Below are 17,924 nucleotides of genomic sequence, written 5' to 3'. Positions count from 1 at the left end.
TCAGGGCTGCACATTGCGCCCACGTGGTGGCCCGTTTCTAACAGTGCCGACGAAGAGTCAGTGCGGCACGTTTTCGCCTGGCCGCAAGGTCAGCACCTGTACGCCATGGCGTGTAACGGCCACCGTGTGCTCAAACTGGGCCGAAAGCCGCCCATCGCACGTGACGACAGTCCAGCCGTCATGGAGCGTTTCGACCGCGGCTCGGCCTTCGTTGACCATCGGCTCGATGGTGAACACCATGCCTTCCCGCAGGACGAGGCCGGTGCCGGGTCTGCCGAAGTGCAGCACCTGCGGCTCCTCGTGCATTTCGCGCCCGATCCCATGCCCGCAATACTCCCGCACCACCGAGTATCCGTTTCGGCGTGCATGGCGCTCAATGGCATGGCCCACGTCGCCGAGCCGGGCACCCGGCCTGACTGCACGGATGCCCTTCCACATCGCCTCATGTGTCACCTGAACCAACCGTGCGGCAATCGGGCGACACCGTGCCGACCAGGTAAGTCTTGCTGGCATCGGCGATGTAGCCGTTCTTTTCCAGCGTAATGTCGAAGTTGACAATATCCCCGCTTTTAAGCACCTCCGCGCTGGATGGCACGCCGTGGCAGACCACCTCGTTGCGCGAGGCATTGAGCGCAAAGGCAAAGCCGTACTGGCCCTTGCTGGCGGGACGCGCGTGCAGTTCTTCAACGATGAAGGCATCGACGCGGTCGTTGACCTCCAACGTGGACACGCCAGCCAAGGACATCCGGTCAAGTTGGCTGAACACCTCCGCGAGCAGGCGGCCAGAATCCGCCATCAAAGCGATCTCTTCGGGACGCTTGGTCATGGCGAGGCGATCTTGATGCGCTGCGCCTTCACGCCAGCGTCTCGCAGTTCCCGGGCAACGAGCTCGTTGAAGCAGAGCGTGGGATTGGTTTCGCAGAGCATGCCAACCTTCACCCAGAACGCCGCCTGGGCGTTGATTGAGCGGCACGTCACGGTGCTGGCCTTGCGGATCTGGTCGTGAAGTTCGTCGTCGATGTTTACGATGCCCATCGCATCCTCCATGTATGAAGTATATATGAATCATATATTTAGTCTCCTTATCCGATCAACCATTCATCTGGTCGACGTCCGCCTACGCCTGCAGGCAAAGCAAGAAAGCCCGCCTCGACGCGTCGGGGCTGTCGTCTGGTGCGATTGACGAAGACTGGTTGGAGCGGCTCGAAGCGTCAAATGACGAGGGGAACGTTGTGGGACTCGCGGCGCTGTCGAGTTGCAATGGTTTGTTCCGCAAGAGTAGGAGGCTGGGGGTTTGTGTGTTCGGGCGCAGTGAGGGCGCTCCAGTCGCATTAGCGCAGGGAAGCGGGCAACCAGGTACTGCGCTCGGCGCTATTGGCCCAGGTGCGGCCATAGACCACGGCGTTGCGCATTGCATTGGATGCAGCGGCGCCCTTCCAGCCCGACAATTGGCCCTCGCGCACATGACGCAACGCGATGCCCTCATGGGGCGCCATGCTCAGGGCGTGGACCAGTTCGCCACGCAGATTGCTCGCGCTGCACCCAAATTCGATTTCTCGCAGTCCGATTGGCACATATTTCAGGGGTTGCACACCGCTAAGGTTTGGAAATGACTTCAAAAGATGCTGCGCGTATTGAACTTCTCGAACTTGCAATGGATGAGATGGAAGAGGACCAGGCAGCCCAGGATGCGGAGATTGCCATGTTGCGAGAGTTGGTCCTTCGACTCATGCAACTGCTGCACCTCAACGGGACCGTCAGACTCCAAGACCTCGCAGCGGCAAGTGCCGTCGCCTCAGCCTTCTCGCAGGCAGACTCGGGTCCGTCCTTAAAGCCCGCATCCCCCTTGCCCAGGCTGCTGATGGATCTGGCCAAGAAGTTGGACGACCTACCCGGATCGAAAACGCCGAACGCTTGAGCCATGGCAGACGCGGCATCGCGTCATTGCAATGCAGCTGTCGGGCAGGCGCCGTTGGTCTGCGTCACGTCGCTGTCATACACCGCCTTTAGCTTCTCAACCCGCGGCGCACCGCCGCAATCGAGGGCGCAAGGTGAACGACGACACTGGTGCGAAACAGGTACAAGCTCACGAACTGCCCGTGGCTCAGTACGTTCGGATGTCGACCGAACATCAGCGCTACTCGACGGAAAACCAATCTGCCGCCATCGCCGACTATGCGAAGCGGCATGGGATGCGCATCGTCAAGACCTATGAGGATGCCGGCAAGAGTGGGTTGAACCTCAAGGGCCGCAATGGCCTCCAGGCGCTACTCCACGACGTACGCGCACCCTCACCCAGCTTCTCCGCTGTTCTTGTTTACGACGTGAGTCGCTGGGGGCGCTTCCCAGATCCGGACGAAGCTGCAGTCTACGAACATGCCTGCAAGAGTCGAGGCATCCGAGTCATCTACTGCGCGGAGCCGTTCAACAACGACGGCTCACTGCCCTCCACCGTGTTCATCGGCATCAAGCGGAGCATGGCGGCAGAGTACAGCCGCGAACTCTCGGTGAAGGTGTTCGCGGGAGCCTGCAACATTGTTCAGCACGGCTATCGGCAAGGCGGCGCACCAGGATTTGGCCTGCGGCGGCAACTTGTTGACGAGGCGGGCACCGTCAAAGGCCTTCTTTCCAGAGGCGAGAAAAAAAGTATCCAGACCGATCGAGTGATTCTGGTACCAGGGCCCTCCGAAGAGCTGGCCGTGGTAGCCCGGATCTACCGCATGTTCCTGGACGACGGAAGTCCGGAACGGGTGATCGCATCAGCCCTGAATCGTGAGGGCATTCTGTCCGATGCGGGCAAGCCGTGGACACGCGGCACGATTCACCAGATCCTCACCAACGAGAAATATGTCGGCAACAACGTCTACAACCGCACGTCCTTCAAGCTGAAGATCAAGCATGTGCGCAATCCGCCGGAAAGCTGGGTTCGGTGCAATGGCGCCTTTTCCGGGATTGTGCCAGTGGAGCAATTCCTGCGCGCGCGCGCCATCATCGATGCGCGCGCGGTCCACCTTGAGGACGAGCATCTGTTAGCCGTGCTGCGAGCAACGCTCGAGAAGCACGGCGCGCTGTCCGGGATCGTCATCGACGAGGAAGAAGGAACGCCATCAAGCTCGGTGTACCGTAGCCGATTCGGCAGTCTCCTGCGGGCGTACAGCTTGATTGGCTACCAGCCGCGCCGGGACTATGCATACCTCGAAATCAACCGTGCGCTGCGCAAGAAGCACCCGGTGCTGATTTCCGAGATGGCGACCTCCATCGCCGAGTGGGGCGGCTGGACGAAGACCGACGCGGCCACTGACCTGTTGACGGTCAACGATGAATTCACCACCTCCCTGGTGATTGCCCGATGCCAGCAGACGGCGCATGGGTCCAACCGCTGGCGAATCCGCTTCGACACGAGCCTTCATCCGGACATCACGGTCGTCGCCCGAATGGGGCCCGACAACTGCGTGCCGCAGGACTACTACGTGTTTCCTGCGCTCGATTTCGTGGCCGAGGTGCTGCCCACCTCTGAAGACAACGGCTTCAGCCTCGACGCCTACCGCTTGGATTCGCTCGAACTGCTCTACCAGTTTGCTGGACGCACCGCCGTGCCGGAGACGCCATGAAGACGCCAACCAACAAAGTCCAGATGATTGCCATCGCAGACATCACGGTGGCCAACCCGCGTGCTCGGAATCCGCGTATCCACAAGACGATCACGGACAGCATCGAGCAGGTCGGTCTGAAGCGGCCCATCACAGTGCGCCGTGTGCCGGATGGAAAGGGACCGACGCCGTTTGCGCTCATATGCGGCCAGGGGCGCCTTGAGTCCTGTGTGATCCTGGGCCAGACAGAGATTCCAGCGATCATTGTGGACGTCGACGAAGAGACGGCGCATCTGATGAGCATCGTCGAGAACGTCGCACGGCGATCCCCCCGCTCTGTCGAGACGCTTGAGCATGTACGCGCGCTGAAGCGGCGCGGCTATTCGGACAGCGAGGTCGCCACAAAACTGGGGTGTACCGCGTCCTGGGTCAATTGCGTTTCACATTTGCTGGAGCACGGCGAGAGGCGTCTGCTTGCCGCTACCGAAGCAGGCGACATGCCACTGCATCTGGCTGTCTCGATCTCACGCTCAAGCGATGCCGAAGTTCAGCAGTTGTTGATCGACGCCTATGAAAGCGGCGAGTTGAAAGGCCGCAAGGTCACCGTCGTTCGCAAGATCATCGCCCGGCGAGCGCGACATGGTAAGTGGATCAATGCAGGCGGCAGGGGGCCTGCCCGCGCGCCGATGACGCCGGACGAACTGGCCAAGCTGTACAGCAGGGACGTCGAGATTCATCGACGTATCCAAAAGAAGGCAGAGTTCACCCAGCGATCGTTGTTGCTGGCTCAACAGATCTTCAAGGAGTTGTTCTCGGACCTGCGCTTCTGTGCCGTGCTGAGAGATGAGGGTCTCGTCACCGTTCCGAAGCCCCTGGCGGACCTGACAACCTCCGTGGGGCTCGACTGATGGCAGGCAAAGCCACCCGAACCGTGCGCCTGGGCTTCGAGCGCGACTGTCAGAACATTGATCTGGACTTGTTGCATTGCGCAGTCGAACTCCCCGAGAACATCAAGAACACGGTCAAGTACCGGCAGATTCGGGCCTCGGTCGAGGCCATCGGCCTGGTCGAGCCCATCGTGATCGCCCACAGCCCTGCAACACCCGGCTCGTTTATGGTGCTGGACGGCAGGCTGCGGCTCGAGATCCTTCGGGAAATGCGCATTCCGAAAGCGATGTGCCTTGTCTCGACAGACGACGAAGGCTATACCTACAACAAGCGCGTCAATCGCCTCTCGGTGGTGCAGGAGCACCGAATGATCGTGCGGGCCGCCGGCCGCGGTGCATCGGTGGCCCAACTTGCCGAGGTGCTGAATGTCTCCGCCGACTCGATTCGTCAGCAGTTCAGGCTGCTCGACGGCGTCTGCAATGAAGCAGTGGCATTGCTCGCGGACAAGCCAACCACCTATGGGACGTTTCGGGTGCTGAAGCGCATGAAGCCGTTTCGTCAGATCGACGTCGCCCAGGCCATGGTCAACCTTGGCAAATATTCAACGAAGCTCGCGACCGCCATGCTCCAGGCAACGCCACCCGAGCAACTCACCGAACAGGCCGCCGCCCGCGCCACGAAAACGGCCCCCGTCGAAGCGCTTCAACGACTGGAGCGGGAACTCGCGGCCGTTCAGGCGGACACAAGACTTCTGGAAGAAGGCTACGGGCCGGCAAACCTGCAGTTGGAAATCATCAAGACGTACATCGGCAAGACGCTGCTGGAGAACGCCTCGGTCGTGCGATGGTTGGCCAAGAACCGCGCGGAATACCTCGAACAGTTGCAGATCATTGCGGACATCAAGACCCTGCCCGCGCACTAAAAGCCGTTGGACGCGCCGTGCCGTTTTCGCTGTCGGCCCAGGACAACAATCGCTCCGCCCCTCCCGAGCACCCACAAGGCCCCCGGCGTGCATGGGCTCGGCGCCGCACTGAACTTGGTCTGTCCAGCCATGGTCAAGCCGTGAATTTAGCCTCCAGCGGCTGTTCTCGCCACGCGTTCGACGTCACTTGGGCGGTGAATGCATTGTCCGCGCTCCACGCGCCCTCGGGCTCCTGTTTGGAGCCTGACCTGTCGCTTCCAGAGCGTCGTCGGAAGCCTAGACAAGGCCTGATGCTTGCGCTACCGGCGTACGGGAAAAAGTGTAGGAGGAACAACCCCGTTCACAGAACCGTCCGAAAGCTCACCAGGTCCCGAACCACACGCGTCAGCCCCTGCTTCAGCAGGATCTCCAGATAGCGGTCCGCATCGATGGGTGGATTCTTGAGCGTCCGGCGCTGCTTCTGCGCGGCGGCAACCACTGCCGCCTGATCCAAATCGAAAAGGTTGTCGATGAACTCGTCCGGATGCTGCACTTCGATGCCGAAGGGCGCGAGGCGATCCTCTGGAAAGTCACGCGCATTGAAGGTGACGATCACACTGGCCCCACATCGGATGGCGGCGGCAAGGACATGGCGATCGTCCGGGTCCGGCAGCGTGAGCCCGTCGATCAACGGTTCGTGGCCGGTGACCAGCGCATCCGGCACCGCCGCATTCATGCATTCGACGGTGCGCCGGAGACTGGCGGGGTAGAGCTCAGGTCGGTTCTTCAGCAGGTTCCTCACCCATTCGTCATGAATGAGATCGGTCCAGCGTGCGCGAAAGCGCCCCGACAACGCGAGCCACATCAGGCGATCCCGCAACGGCGCGGGATACAGCACGCAGGCGTCGAAGACCGCCGTGAACGGCGAGCTCTTCATTCATACCCCATCTGCAGCGCCTGGGCCTGCGCCGCCAGCTCCTCCATGGCGGCGGCACTGGTCCGCTCCTGAGCGGTCTTGTAAGCCATCAGATCGGCAAACCGAACCCGTCGGTGCTTGCCCGCCCTGTGGAAAGGAAGCGTCCCCGACTCCAGCAGCTTGACCAGGTGCGGCCGCGACACGTTGAGCATGTCCGCGGCTTCCTGGGTGGTCAGCTCCGCATGGATCGGCACGACCTTGACCGCATTGCCTTCGGCCAGTTCCGACAGGATGTCCACCAGCAGACGCAGTGCAGAGGTGGGCAGTTCGACGGCATGCGCCTCGTTCTTCTCGTCAAAGATCTGGATCCGTTGCGTCTCCAACTGCGTCGACAGGAACGCCGCCAGTGCACGCTGACCTTGGGTGGCCGCAGCGACCTCTCGCGCAACCGGCAGGGATGCTTCGAAGGTGGTGGACTGGGTCATGAGGAACGGCTCCGCTGGGCTGGTATCGAGGGCGCTATCCTATTCGAAACAAACGAAATTCGCAATAAACGAAACAATGGCCGCCACGAACATGACGGGGGCTGTCGGCGCGTCTGACATCGATCACTTTGAGACCTTCAGCGCAACGATGAGGCGCCGCCGTGCCGGCCCACATGGCGGCAGGCACCTGCCATCCGCCCAGTCCGGAGAAGTGAAACGAAGCCGCGCCTGTGCGAGCCGCCGGCGGGCAGCACGCGCCGCTCCGGCCTGGCGCCGCGTTATGCCGCAATGTCTGCAGGCGGTCAGCTGAAACGTTGCGCAAGTTCGAAGCGCCACCGCGGTCGACCGTCAGACCGACACACCGGCACTTCGCCCTCCCACGAGCCTCCGCACAAGGGCTCTGCTCAGGGCCTCAAAGTGAACACGATCGACAGATAAGCCACCGGGCGTGCCTCGATGGCCTCGACCCCATGCAAAGCACTGGCATCGAAGAGCAGGGAGTCGCCCTCCTCCAGGTCCATCACCCGCGGCCCGTACCGGTACTTCACCCGGCCACTCAGCAGGTGGATGAACTTCAGCCCCGGATGCTGGAAGTTGGCATAGGCGGGCGCGTCGGTGTCGAGCCGCACCAGATACGGCTCCACGAACATCTGCCCGGACAGCAGGTGGCCCAGCAACTCATAGTGGTAGCCCGCCACGGCACCGAGCCTGTCGACCGGCATCCCCTGGCCCCGCCGCACCAGGCTGAAATCCATGCGCTCCGCCTGGTCTGCGAAGAAGCGCGCCACCGGCACACCCAGCCCGCGCGCGATCCGCTCCAGCGTGTCCACCGATGGCGACACCAGGCCGCGCTCGATGCGCGACAGCATGGAACGCGACACCCCGCTGGCGTGGGCCAGACCCAGACCCGACATCGTCATCGCCGTGCGCAGCGCACGGATCTGCGCACCCACGCGCGAAACGGCTGAGTCCGGCTCGCCCGCCTGGGGCTGACGCGGCGTGGGCAGCGCCGACGCCGGAAGCGGGATCACCCGGCCGGTGGGCAGGGGCGAGGCCTTGCGCAGCCGACTCATGGCGCGCGCCCTCCCCACCGCCGGGTCGCGAGGGACCCGCGGGCACGCAGCCGGCCCGGCCGCCGCCGGGCCTCAGGCGCCAGGCGTGGGTCCAATGATGTCCTCCTCCAGGCGGCAGGTCTCCTGGATGATGAGTTCATACAGGCTGCGCAGGAACGCGGGCGAGATCCCATGCCGGGCGGCGAACGCGGCCGCGCGGCCCTGCACGACGCCGATGCGCTGCGGCTGCATCATGGGCACGCCGAAGGCCTTCTTGTGGTGGCCGATGCGCACGCAGACATCCAGCCGCCGCCGCAGGGTTTCCAGCAGCAGGCCGTCGGTCTCATCCAGTTCAGCGCGCAGGGCCGCGAGCTGGGCCTCGCCGGCATGGGCCTGCTCCCCCATCGGGGCCGTCGTGTTCGAAGAAGCGGTCATGATGTCGAGGTTCCCGCTCATTCCTGCACGATGTGCTGCGTGCGAATGATCTCGCCCAGCAGTGCCGTGTCCGCCTGCACCCGCTGCCCAAGCGCTCCGGCCGTGCTGCCCGCGGCCTGATAGCCCTGGCGGAACAGCTTCTGGCCGACGTCGGGCGTGCGCACAATCTCGGCGATCAAGCGCGACAGGCGTTGCGCGATGGGCGCGGGCAGGCTGCTCGGCGCCGCCGCCGCAGTCCAGATCTCCAGCGAGAGCGCGGGCAGCCCGGCCTCCGCCAGCGTGGGCATGTCGGGCACCAGTGGCGAGCGTTGACCGGCCGTGATGCCGATGGCCCGCAGCTTTCCCGAGTCCACCTGGGTCTGGGCCAGTCCCGGCGGCAGCAGGGCCAGGTCGATCTGCCCACCCACCATGCCGGTGATCACCTGCGGATTGCCCGGATAGGGCACATGCACCGGCGCCAGGCCGGTGCGGGCCTTGAACACCTCCATGCCCAGATGGCCCAAGGTGCCCACGCCCGGGCTGCCGTAGCTCCACCGGTTGCCTGCCGCCTTGGCTGCCGCAAGGAAGCTGGCGCCGCTGGTGGCCGCAGACGTCGCCGGCACCGCCAGCACCATGGGCGCCACACACACCAGGCTCAGGGGCTGCAGATCCTTCTGCGGCTCGTAGGCCGTGGCGGGATTGAGCATCTTGGCGATGGTCATGTTGCCGTTGATCAGCATGCCGATGGTGTGCTGGTCGGTAGCCTTGGCCACCAGCGCCGCCGCGATGTTGCCGCTGGCACCCGCATGGTTCTCCACCACCACGGGCTGGCCCAGCGACCGGGCCAGCGGCTCGGCCACGATGCGCGCCACCAGGTCCGGCGTGGAGCCGGGACCGAAGCCCACCAGGATGCGCAGCGGCCGGCTGGGCCACCCGGGGGTGCTGGCTGCATCGGCAACCGGCTCGGCGCCCGAGGCGACGGTCGAGATGCCCAGTCCCACGGAAGCGGCAGCGATCAGCGACAACGCCGCGCAGCGCGTCGCGCGGGACAGCCTGGCACCAAGCCAGCGTGCCGTCGACGCCAGACAGGTCGCAGCGGGGCGCAGGGCGGGCAAAGAGGAAGGATTGGACAGGGGACGGGACATGGGCACTCCGGGTCAGAAAAGCCGGCAGTTTTCGAACAACCCGTCTCCGCCTCAAGGCTTGCCTCAGAGGCAATCCGCAGCCCCCGCGCCATGCGTCACGCAGCCCCGCCTCCCAACCCTGCAGTCGGTTGCAGTCCCGCAGCACCTGCCGAGGAAGGCGGGACACTGTGGTGTTGCATGCCATGCCCATGGGTCATTTTTGTACCATACATGCGGGTGCATATAAACGCCACAAACGGGAGAGTCGCCATGTGCGCACCCATCAGGATCCCGACCTTCTGCGAGCCCTCGCGGCCGAGGTCCGGGCCCGCCGCGATGCGCAGGGCCACAGCCAGGAATCCCTGGCCTTCCAGTGCGGCCTGCACCGCACCTTCATCGCCAAACTCGAGCTGGGCCAGAGCAGCCCGTCGATCACCACCCTCTTCCGCCTCGCCGACGGGCTGTCAGCCCCGCCGGCCGAACTGGTCGAGGCTGTGAGCCGTCGCCTGCGCAAGGAACGCGCGGCTCGACACCATCCCGCGCGCTGAAGCGAAGCTGCCCGTTCCGGGCCACTGTGGACGTGCCGGGATCATGAGCCCGGCGTTGCCCTTCGTGGGTGCTCGCCGATGTCGGTGCACGCGTCGCGCCCGAAGCGCCGGCCCACCCGCCGGACCCGTGTCGAAGGGCGCGCACCTGTTGCGGTGCGAAATCCGCAACGCCCCCGACGGCGTCGTGACAAGGAAACCGCCTGAGACGCCGTGCACAGGACCGACGCGCGCCCACGCATGAACGGACCTCATCCATCACGGCATGGGCTGCGCCCCTGCGCAGGTGCGCCTGTGCCTGAGGCTCAACTCGCGCGTGGCCAGCCCGCCATCCCGTGCCTACGACGTTGCCTCGCACGAACGCCAGCCGCTCCCACCCGCCCTCGACGATTGCATCCGCTGCAACAACGCCGCGTTCTGCACCATACAAGCGGGTGCATAAGAAGCCCATCACCGGGAGAGTCGGCGCGTGCGCGCCCATCAGGATCCCGACCTTCTGCGAGCCTTCGCGGCCGAGGTGCGGGCGCGCCGGGACGCGGCGGGCCTGAGCCAGGAGGCCCTGGCCTTCCAGTGCGGACTGAACCGGACCTTCGTGGCCAAACTGGAGCTGGGCCAGACCAGTCCATCGCTCACCACGCTGTTCCGCCTGGCCGAAGGACTGGCCGCGCGTCCTGCCGAGCTGATCGACGCGGTGGCCACCCGCCTGCGCAAGGAGCGCGCGGCCAGCCGTCGGCGCGCCTCCTGAGTCCATGACCGACTGACGCCCGGCCAGGCCGCCACATGCGGCGACGGCGCGGAGAGCGGGTTGCATCGCGTGCACGCATTGCGGTGAGACCGATGGCGCCCCAGGATGCGCGCCATGCCTGGACGCCTGCTGCCTGACGGATACGCCCAGCGCATTGCGCAGGTCGCTCCGGCGCGATGCGCTGCGGCAAGCCACCCTCCCATTTCCAGCAGCTTGTTTTCCACGACCGCAGGGCCAGGATGTCCGCTCCCCTTTGCCAACCCGGAGCTTCACCGTGCGCACCCTGCTGATCGACAACCACGACTCCTTCACCTACAACCTGTTCCAGTACCTCGCGGCCAGCAACGGCGTTGCACCCACCGTGGTGCGCAACGACGAGATGGAATGGTCCGATGCCGCCCGCCTCGGCTTCGACAACATCGTGATCTCGCCCGGCCCCGGGCGTCCGCAGCAGCCCGCGGACCTGGGGCTGTCGGCCGATGCGCTCGCGCAGGCGGAGGTGCCCATCCTGGGCGTGTGCCTGGGGCATCAGGCGATGGGCCATGCCTGCGGTGCCACGGTCGACCTGGCCATGCGCCCCATGCACGGCCGCGTGGACCGCATCTCCCACTGCGGCCGCGGCCTCTTCCAGGGCATTCCCGACCGCTTCGAGGCGGTGCGCTACCACTCCCTCGCGGTGACGCAGCTGCCCGGCAGCCTGGAGGCCCTGGCCTGGGCGCCCGACGGCACGCTGATGGCGCTGCGTCATCTTCGCAAGCCCTGGTGGGGCGTGCAATTCCACCCCGAGTCCATCTGCACCGAGCATGGCGCCCGGCTGCTGCGCAACTTCCGGGAACTGACGCTGGAATGGCAGCAGTCCCGCGTCCGCCGCAACACCTGGGGCAGCTTCGTGACGCTGGATGAGGCGACCGATCCCCCACCGCCGGCGTGGGAGGTTCAGGCCCGCTGCCTGGACTACTTCATCGATCCGGCCCGGGTCTACCAGGCCCTCTTCGCAACCCGGCGTCCGGCCTTCTGGCTGGACAGCAGCCAGAACGGTCCGGGCATCGCCCGCTTCTCCTTCATGGGCGATGGCAGCGGACCGCAGAGCGAGTACCTGAGCTACGAGAGCGCGACGCATGCACTGCGCATCCAGCATGCAGATGGCGAGGAAGTCCTCCCCCAGAGCATCTTCGATTACCTGGGCACGCGGCTCGCCAACGAGCCCGCGCTGGTGCATGCGCCCCTGCCCTTCGACTTCGTCGGCGGCTTCGTGGGCTACCTCGGCTACGAGCTGAAGCAGGAACTCGAGGGCGAGGCGGCCCATGCGGCGCCAGGACCGGATGCCGCCTGGCTGTTCGTCGACCGCTTCCTGGCCTTTGACCATGCCGAGGGCCAGATGTGGATCGTCTGGCTGACTCCACACGGCGCTCCGGATGCCCAGCTCGACTGGGTGGAGGCGATAGCGGGCTATCTGCAGGCAGAGGCCGGTGCCGCAGAGCCCGCCGTGCCCGCAAGCCGCGACGCTGCCGCCAGCCTGCTGCAGCGCATGCGCTGGCACACACCCCTGGCGGACTACCGCCGCCTCATCGAGCGTTGCCAGCACGAGATTCGGATGGGCGAGAGCTACGAGATCTGCCTCACGAACCAGCTCGTCGGCGCGGGTCGCGTGGAAGCGCTGGAGCTCTACCACGCACTGCGCACCCGCAATGCCGCGCCCTACGCAGCCTATCTGGCGCTGCCCGAGCTGGCGGTGCTCAGCGCCTCGCCCGAGCTCTTCCTAGCCATCCTTCCCGACCGCACCGTCGAGTCCAAGCCCATCAAGGGCACAGCTCCGCGTGGCCGCACCCCGGAGGAGGACGAACAGATCGCCCAGGCGCTACATGCCGACGAGAAGACGCGCAGCGAGAACCTCATGATCGTCGACCTGCTGCGCAATGACCTCAACCGCAGCTGCGAGGTGGGCAGTGTCCATGTGCCCGTGCTCTTCGGCATCGAACGCTTCGCCACCGTCCATCAGATGGTGAGCACGGTGCGCGGCACGCTGCGCAGCGACCTCACCGCCATCGACGCCATCAAAGCCGCCTTTCCCGGTGGCTCCATGACCGGCGCGCCCAAGAAGCGCACGATGCGCATCATCGACGCGCTGGAGGGCGCACCGCGGGGCATCTACTCTGGCAGCCTCGGCTACCTCTCGCTCAATGGCGCCGCGCGCCTGAACATCGTGATCCGCACCCTGGTCGTGCAGGACGACATGCTGAGCATCGGGGCCGGCGGCGCGATCGTGGCGCTGTCGGACGCCGACGCCGAAGTGGCAGAGATCGTCCTCAAGGCACGTGCCCTGTGGGACACGCTGAAGGCCTGCGGCGCGCCACTCGACGATGCCGACCTCCAGGGTGCGCAGCGTCCAGATCCGAGCACGCCGGACGGCCATGAACCCGCCTGCGAGGCCTGAAGCGGTGGGGCGGAGCGGGCCCCTTGCCATGGCTGCCGCCATGGGCTGCTGGGCCGGCAACGACGCACTCGTGAAGCTCTGCGCCCAGGACTTGAGCCTTGCGCAGGTCCTGGCCGTGCGCGGCAGCTTTGCCGTGGCCTTCTCGCTGGCGCTGATCATGCTGGCGCGCGAGCGCCTGGTGGACGGTGTCCTGCTTCGCCCAGCCGTCGCGCTGCGCTGCGCCCTGGAGCTCGCCGCGGCCGCCAGCGCGACCTGGGCGCTGGGGCTCGCGCCACTCGGGGTCGTCGCCGCCCTGACCATGACCGCCCCCCTGCTGACGCTTCTGACCGCCCTTCTGCTCGGATGGACGCCGTGGCAGTGGTCGCGGCTCCTCACCGTGGGAGTCGGCCTGGCAGGCGCCTGGCTTGTCGTGCAGCCCTGGCGGACCGATGCTCCTGCGCCCCTCGGCGTGATGGCCGCACTCGCCTGCGCGATGTGCCTGGCGGCCCGGGACCTGAGCACGCGCCGACTCCCAACCACGGTGTCGCCGCGGCAGCTGACCCTCTTCGTCAATGCGACCGTGTGGGTCGCCGGATGGGTGCTCTGGGAATTCACGACACCCGGTAGGCCGGTGCAACTCCAGCACGCCGCGTGGCTGGCCGCAGCCGCACTGGGTGCCACCGCCGGCAATCTGCTGCTCGTCCAGGCCTTGCGCAGCCCCGACCTCGGCCAGGTCATGCCGCTGCGCTTCACGCTGCTGCTGTGGTCCTCGCTGCTCGGCATGCTTGTGTGGCACGAGCGGCCGTCGGCGGCCACCTGGGCAGGCCTCGCCCTGATCGCCGCCGCAGGTGCGGTGGCGCTACGCAGGCCTCCCGATCCCGCATGAAGGCGCCAGCTCGCCGATGCTCAGCGCAACAGCCCGGTCACGGCCGCCCGTGCGGTGGCCGCGGGACGGCTGCCTGCACCCATCTTCCGGGTGGCGTTCTTCATGTGGAACTCGACGGTGTGCGGTGACGAGGACAGCAGCCGAGCGGTGTCGCTCGACGTCTTGCCGTCGGCCGCCCACCGCAGCACTTCGCGCTCCCGCGGCGTGAGTCGTTCGAGCTGAAGTCCTGGGGGCAAGCGCAGAACCCAGGACGACAGCGCGCCGTGCGCGACGTTCACGAGGAAGCGCATGGGCATTTCCTTGGCCCGCAATTCGGACATCGTGAGCGGCTCGACGGCACGCGCAAGGGTGAGCAGACCAACGCCGCCTTCCGGGCCGAAACACGCCTGCGCCCATCCATGGCGCAGACCGAAGGAACGCGCCTCGTCCCAGAGCTGCGCAGCCGGTCGGAACGTGACCTCGTTCCACAGCACCGGCTCCAGGGATCGACGGGCGTGCAGCACCGTCGGGTCGATGCGCAGATAACCGGCCTCCTTGTACCGCTCCCGCCAGCAGGGGTCGTAGTTGCTGATCAGGTAGCAGCGTTTGCGCGTGAACGGCAACGGGAACTGGTAGCCATAGGCACACAGGTCGAAGCCCAGCTGCTGTGCCGCATCCGCCACTGCGTCGAAGGCCTGCTCGATGCATGCACTGTCGTGCAGCGCCTGCAGCAGCGCCCCGCCCCATCTCTCCATGACTTTCCCCTTGTCTGTTCTGAAACCACAACGCTCCGTGACAAAAGATTAATGAAAACTGAACTCTTTGTGCAACAGGTGTGCCACCGGTGAGCAGCCCTTTGTGTGCTGACGTGGCTTGTGCGGAGGCCGCATCGCGGCGCCCGCCGGGCCGCCTGCTGTAGATCCGGCGCATTGCCTAGCTACCAGATCCAGCGGGTAGCCCTGCGCCGCATGTCCCTCTGAAATGGCCCTGACATCATCAGGAGGGACTTCATGGTCTATGTGACGGGCACCGCCCTTGAACTCGGCAATGCGCTGCTGCGCGACTTGGGGCACTACCGATACCGGGTCTTCGTGGAGCGCCTCGGATGGAAACTGCCCGATGCCCGGGATGGCACCGAGTGGGACCGCTTCGACACGCCGCAGACGGTCCACGTGGTCGCCCTTGGCGACCAGGGTCGCATCCAGGGCTGCGCCCGGCTTCTGCCGGCGACGGGCCCCTATCTGCTCGCAGACGTGTTCCCGGTACTGATGGGAGGCCAGCCTTGCCCGCGCGCCAATCATGTCTGGGAGCTGTCGCGCTTTGCCGCCCTCGACCTGGCGTCCCCGCCAGCGTCGGGCCACACCTTGGGTTCTCCCGCGGCACTGGCGCTGCTGCGGCGCGCCATGCAGGACGCACGGCAGCATGGCGCCCGCGAACTCGTCAGCGTCTCGCCGGTCGCCATCGAGAGAATCCTCAGGCGCGGCGGCATCCCCTACGCCCGTCTCGGCGCGCCGATGGACATCGATGGCCAGCACCTGTTCGCCTGCAGCTTCGCGCTGAACGCGCGACGCAGTGAGGACCTGCCTGTGCGCAAAGATGCTGCAGCCGGCGCCCATATTCGGAGCTGAGCTTGTCGAAGAACCGTGCGCAGGGTCGCAAGGCTCGGCTCCGCAGCCATCCTTCTCGCCTGCAAGCAACCCGCCAGCGAAATGCCTGCAGCGAGGTCGGGCGTGGCTCCTTGGCAAACACCACCGCATGAACAAAGCGGTCCACGCACTCACCGACCGATGCCACGCGCGCGGCCCACCTCCCAATTGGCAGAAGTGCCCCGCAGGACCACGCTCAGTTCTTGACCGCGCCGCGCCTCGATCACCGGCTGCCAAGGCACCAGCCGAAGCGCCTTGCCATCATCGAGCAGGGCAAAGCGCCCGCTGGTCAACTGCACGGCATCGCGGTAGACGCCGCGCACCCGCTCGCCATCCTTGACGGGTCGCCAGAGCCGTCCCGCGCGCGCAGCGAGCTCCTCGCCGAACCGCTGGACCTCACGCGCGGTCAGCGTCTGCAACAGATCCCGGGCCAGCACCCATCGCTGCCCCTGGCGCACCACCAACCCGCGCGCCTCGAGCACCCGCAACCGCGCGTCCTGCGCCTGCCGCACCTGCGCCCCGAAGCCGGCCGGGGCCGGTGGCGTTTGCGGCGACGCGGTCCCCGCCAACTGCCGATCGAGCCAAGTCGCGCCTTCCGCGCCCACTTGCTGCTCGATGGTGAGCGCCGAACGAAGCTCGACCACCCGCGCTGCCGTTCTGGCCGCGTCATGCGCACGCGCGCGCTCGACCAGATCCTCCGGCACCTGCCACACGCCTTCACCGACGCGCGCAACCACCCCGCCTCGGCGCAGGGCCTCAAGCCGGCGTCGGCACGCCTGCACCACCTGATCGGGCTCGGCGTGCCCGCTGGCCGTCAACGATGCCCTGTGCATGGCTTCCTCGTAGAGGCCGTCCGTGCTGGCCGCCCGGATCAGGCGGTCCGCGTTGCGCCCGAGCTGGGGCGGCCCGCAGGCAACGATCCCACCGACGGGCAACGCGGACAGGTCGCTGCCCACCGGTAGCGTGACGTAGTGGGCCCGGCCGTCCAGCCCGTCGATCACGAGGTACGGGCGTTCCAGCAGCTCATCGTCCAGGCCCTTGGCCTGCAGCCTGCCCACGACCGGAGCGCCGGGGGCTGGGTCCGTGACGAGTTCCCGAGGCTCGCCTGCCATCGCGCGATGTAGGGTGCGCACGATGTCCCTCCGGCGCCCCATCGTGGCCAGGGCATCCTGCAGCCCGGCGTCGAGCTGCCAGCGCTGCGGGCCTGTGCGATGCGCCAGGCCGACTGCCTGGAGCCGCTGCAGGCGAGACCGCAGCAGGTTCTCGCGAAGCACCGACCGCGCCCCGCCAGAGGCCGCCTGCAGCGTCACGATGCCGGTTGTTCCGCCACGCTGCACAAGCTCCCGGTCCAGCCCGGTGAGCCGTTCCTGGTCGACCTCGCGCTGCCAGCCCTGCTGGATCTCGCGCTCCGTGCGGGGGCCCAGCCACTCGGTCGCGATCTCGCTCGCCCGCAGACGGATGCCATGCGCGATGTAGTCCGGTGCGATCACCAGGTCTCGCGCGTCGCGCCCACTGCCCACCCGTCCTCGCAGCACCACATGGGTATGCGGGTTGTCCGTGTCCCAGTGGTCCACCGCCACCCAGTCGAGGGGAGTCTCCAGGTCGATCGCCATCTGTTGCATCAGCCGGCGGGTGAAGCCCGGCAGATCCTCCAGCTCGGCCGCGTCCTCGGGCGACACGATGAAGCGGAACTGGTGGCGGTCACCGCGGCCACGCTCCTCGAAAGCCTCCAGATCGGCCGCGTCCGTGTCGGCGCCGTAGGCCTTGCCGGCCGAGCCGTCGAGTCGCACCCCGTCGCGTTCGATGTAGCGCAGATGCGCCCTCACGCCCGCCTTGCCGGCGCGCCGCAACATCACATAGCGCGACTTCACAACCACCCGCCGTGTGTTCGCGGGCAGCCTGCGGCCAGCCGCACCGGCGGCCACCCGGCCGCGCCCGAATCGCGAAGCGGGACGCCCACCCGCGGTGCGTCGGGGCTTCGCCCCGGAGGCCGAAGCGGCCTTCAGCACCTGCGCCACGAAGGCCTTCGGGCGCGCGCCGCCACGCGCCCTCGGCGGCCCGGGCCGCGCGCGGAAGTTCTCGTCGTCGGAGCGACTCATGACCCCCGCCCCCAGCTGCGCAGCCCGGGGCACCTGCCCGGCACGTACGATGCCGCCGGGGTGCCGCGCCAAACCCTTGTGCAGACGAGTGAAACGGCCACGAACGTGTCGACCCTTTTCTCTTGCCCTCGACCCCGAACCCGCTCCCTGCACCACTGACACCCATGCTTCCTCAGGTCGCCCCAGCCCACACGGCGCAGACATGGGCCCCACGAGGTCGCGTCAATCGCGGTCGTGGGAC

18 protein-coding genes and 1 pseudogene are annotated in these 17,924 nt (G+C 66.5%); 9 read left to right on the top strand and 10 right to left on the bottom strand.

The features are described from left to right. Positions 1-57 precede the first annotated feature (57 nt). The 3 genes and pseudogenes from map to L0984_RS14455 all read right to left on the bottom strand — a co-directional run bounded on the left by map (position 58) and on the right by L0984_RS14455 (position 1,496). A pseudogene (gene map, locus L0984_RS14465) lies at positions 58-826 on the bottom strand (type I methionyl aminopeptidase). Continuing rightward, a complete protein-coding gene (locus L0984_RS14460) occupies positions 823-1,035 on the bottom strand; it encodes a ParD-like family protein (RefSeq protein ID WP_234194311.1) in 213 nt (70 codons plus the stop codon). The pseudogene map and the gene L0984_RS14460 overlap by 4 nt, the downstream one beginning before the upstream one ends. Before the next feature lie 296 nt (positions 1,036-1,331). Next, positions 1,332-1,496 carry a hypothetical protein gene (locus L0984_RS14455; protein WP_234194310.1) on the bottom strand — a complete coding sequence of 55 codons (165 nt, stop codon included), beginning with the start codon at positions 1,494-1,496 and terminating at the stop codon, positions 1,332-1,334. A 113-nt stretch (positions 1,497-1,609) separates the two neighbouring features. On the opposite strand from L0984_RS14455, the gene L0984_RS14450 reads away from it, so the two are divergent. From L0984_RS14450 to L0984_RS14435, 4 genes are read left to right on the top strand one after another with little or no spacing between them, the layout of a single operon-like run. After that, the gene (locus L0984_RS14450) at positions 1,610-1,918 is read left to right on the top strand and encodes a hypothetical protein (RefSeq protein ID WP_234194309.1); all 309 of its coding nucleotides are present in this window, start codon (positions 1,610-1,612) and stop codon (positions 1,916-1,918) included. 31 nt (positions 1,919-1,949) lie between these two features. Then, complete coding sequence (locus tag L0984_RS14445) at positions 1,950-3,611, top strand: recombinase family protein (RefSeq protein WP_370645980.1); 1,662 nt, start codon at positions 1,950-1,952, stop codon at positions 3,609-3,611. After that, on the top strand, positions 3,608-4,498 hold the full coding sequence (locus L0984_RS14440; protein WP_234194308.1) for a plasmid partitioning protein RepB C-terminal domain-containing protein: 891 nt from the start codon (positions 3,608-3,610) through the stop codon (positions 4,496-4,498). The genes L0984_RS14445 and L0984_RS14440 overlap by 4 nt, the downstream gene beginning before the upstream one ends. Continuing rightward, positions 4,498-5,400 carry a ParB/RepB/Spo0J family partition protein gene (locus tag L0984_RS14435; protein WP_234194307.1) on the top strand — a complete coding sequence of 301 codons (903 nt, stop codon included), beginning with the start codon at positions 4,498-4,500 and terminating at the stop codon, positions 5,398-5,400. Before L0984_RS14440 ends, L0984_RS14435 begins: the two co-directional genes overlap by 1 nt. A 340-nt stretch (positions 5,401-5,740) precedes the next feature. Here L0984_RS14435 and L0984_RS14430 read toward each other — a convergent pair whose 3' ends face one another. The 5 genes from L0984_RS14430 to L0984_RS14410 all read right to left on the bottom strand — a co-directional run bounded on the left by L0984_RS14430 (position 5,741) and on the right by L0984_RS14410 (position 9,391). Then, a complete protein-coding gene (locus L0984_RS14430) occupies positions 5,741-6,316 on the bottom strand; it encodes a PIN domain-containing protein (protein ID WP_234194306.1) in 576 nt (191 codons plus the stop codon). Next, on the bottom strand, positions 6,313-6,780 hold the full coding sequence (locus L0984_RS14425) for a helix-turn-helix domain-containing protein (protein WP_234194305.1): 468 nt from the start codon (positions 6,778-6,780) through the stop codon (positions 6,313-6,315). The genes L0984_RS14430 and L0984_RS14425 overlap by 4 nt, the downstream gene beginning before the upstream one ends. Positions 6,781-7,184: 404 nt before the next feature. Further along, positions 7,185-7,721, bottom strand: a complete 537-nt coding sequence (locus L0984_RS14420; RefSeq protein ID WP_370646000.1) for a helix-turn-helix domain-containing protein — start codon at positions 7,719-7,721, stop codon at positions 7,185-7,187. A 204-nt stretch (positions 7,722-7,925) separates the two neighbouring features. Continuing rightward, positions 7,926-8,267, bottom strand: a complete 342-nt coding sequence (locus L0984_RS14415; RefSeq protein WP_234194304.1) for a chorismate mutase family protein — start codon at positions 8,265-8,267, stop codon at positions 7,926-7,928. Positions 8,268-8,284: 17 nt separating this feature from the next. Further along, positions 8,285-9,391, bottom strand: coding sequence for a Bug family tripartite tricarboxylate transporter substrate binding protein (locus L0984_RS14410; RefSeq protein WP_234194303.1), 1,107 nt, complete (start codon positions 9,389-9,391; stop codon positions 8,285-8,287). Between the two features lie 251 nt (positions 9,392-9,642). On the opposite strand from L0984_RS14410, the gene L0984_RS14405 reads away from it, so the two are divergent. The 4 genes from L0984_RS14405 (at position 9,643) to L0984_RS14390 (ending at position 13,959) form a co-directional block, all read left to right on the top strand. After that, positions 9,643-9,918 carry a helix-turn-helix domain-containing protein gene (locus L0984_RS14405; RefSeq protein WP_234194302.1) on the top strand — a complete coding sequence of 92 codons (276 nt, stop codon included), beginning with the start codon at positions 9,643-9,645 and terminating at the stop codon, positions 9,916-9,918. Between the two features lie 466 nt (positions 9,919-10,384). Next, entirely contained in the window at positions 10,385-10,660 is a 276-nt protein-coding gene (locus L0984_RS14400) for a helix-turn-helix domain-containing protein (RefSeq protein ID WP_076511092.1), read from the top strand. 274 nt (positions 10,661-10,934) lie between these two features. Then, a complete protein-coding gene (pabB, locus tag L0984_RS14395; protein ID WP_234194301.1) occupies positions 10,935-13,094 on the top strand; it encodes an aminodeoxychorismate synthase component I in 2,160 nt (719 codons plus the stop codon). After that, on the top strand, positions 13,021-13,959 hold the full coding sequence (locus L0984_RS14390; RefSeq protein WP_441338950.1) for an EamA family transporter: 939 nt from the start codon (positions 13,021-13,023) through the stop codon (positions 13,957-13,959). Before pabB ends, L0984_RS14390 begins: the two co-directional genes overlap by 74 nt. 20 nt (positions 13,960-13,979) lie before the next feature. On the opposite strand, the gene L0984_RS14385 is transcribed toward L0984_RS14390, so the two are convergent. Continuing rightward, positions 13,980-14,693 carry an autoinducer binding domain-containing protein gene (locus L0984_RS14385; protein ID WP_234194299.1) on the bottom strand — a complete coding sequence of 238 codons (714 nt, stop codon included), beginning with the start codon at positions 14,691-14,693 and terminating at the stop codon, positions 13,980-13,982. A 255-nt stretch (positions 14,694-14,948) separates the two neighbouring features. On the opposite strand from L0984_RS14385, the gene L0984_RS14380 reads away from it, so the two are divergent. Further along, complete coding sequence (locus L0984_RS14380; RefSeq protein ID WP_234194298.1) at positions 14,949-15,566, top strand: acyl-homoserine-lactone synthase; 618 nt, start codon at positions 14,949-14,951, stop codon at positions 15,564-15,566. 149 nt (positions 15,567-15,715) lie between these two features. Here the strand turns inward: L0984_RS14380 and L0984_RS14375 are convergent, their stop codons facing one another. Beyond that, a complete protein-coding gene (locus tag L0984_RS14375) occupies positions 15,716-17,683 on the bottom strand; it encodes a DUF3363 domain-containing protein (protein WP_234194297.1) in 1,968 nt (655 codons plus the stop codon). Positions 17,684-17,924: the final 241 nt, after the last annotated feature.

The sequence above is a fragment of the Pseudacidovorax sp. NFM-22 genome, assembly GCF_021401245.1.
Taxonomy (GTDB): domain Bacteria; phylum Pseudomonadota; class Gammaproteobacteria; order Burkholderiales; family Burkholderiaceae_C; genus Xenophilus.
Note: the sequence above shows the minus strand (reverse complement) of the source record. Positions and strands in the feature narration are given on the sequence as shown.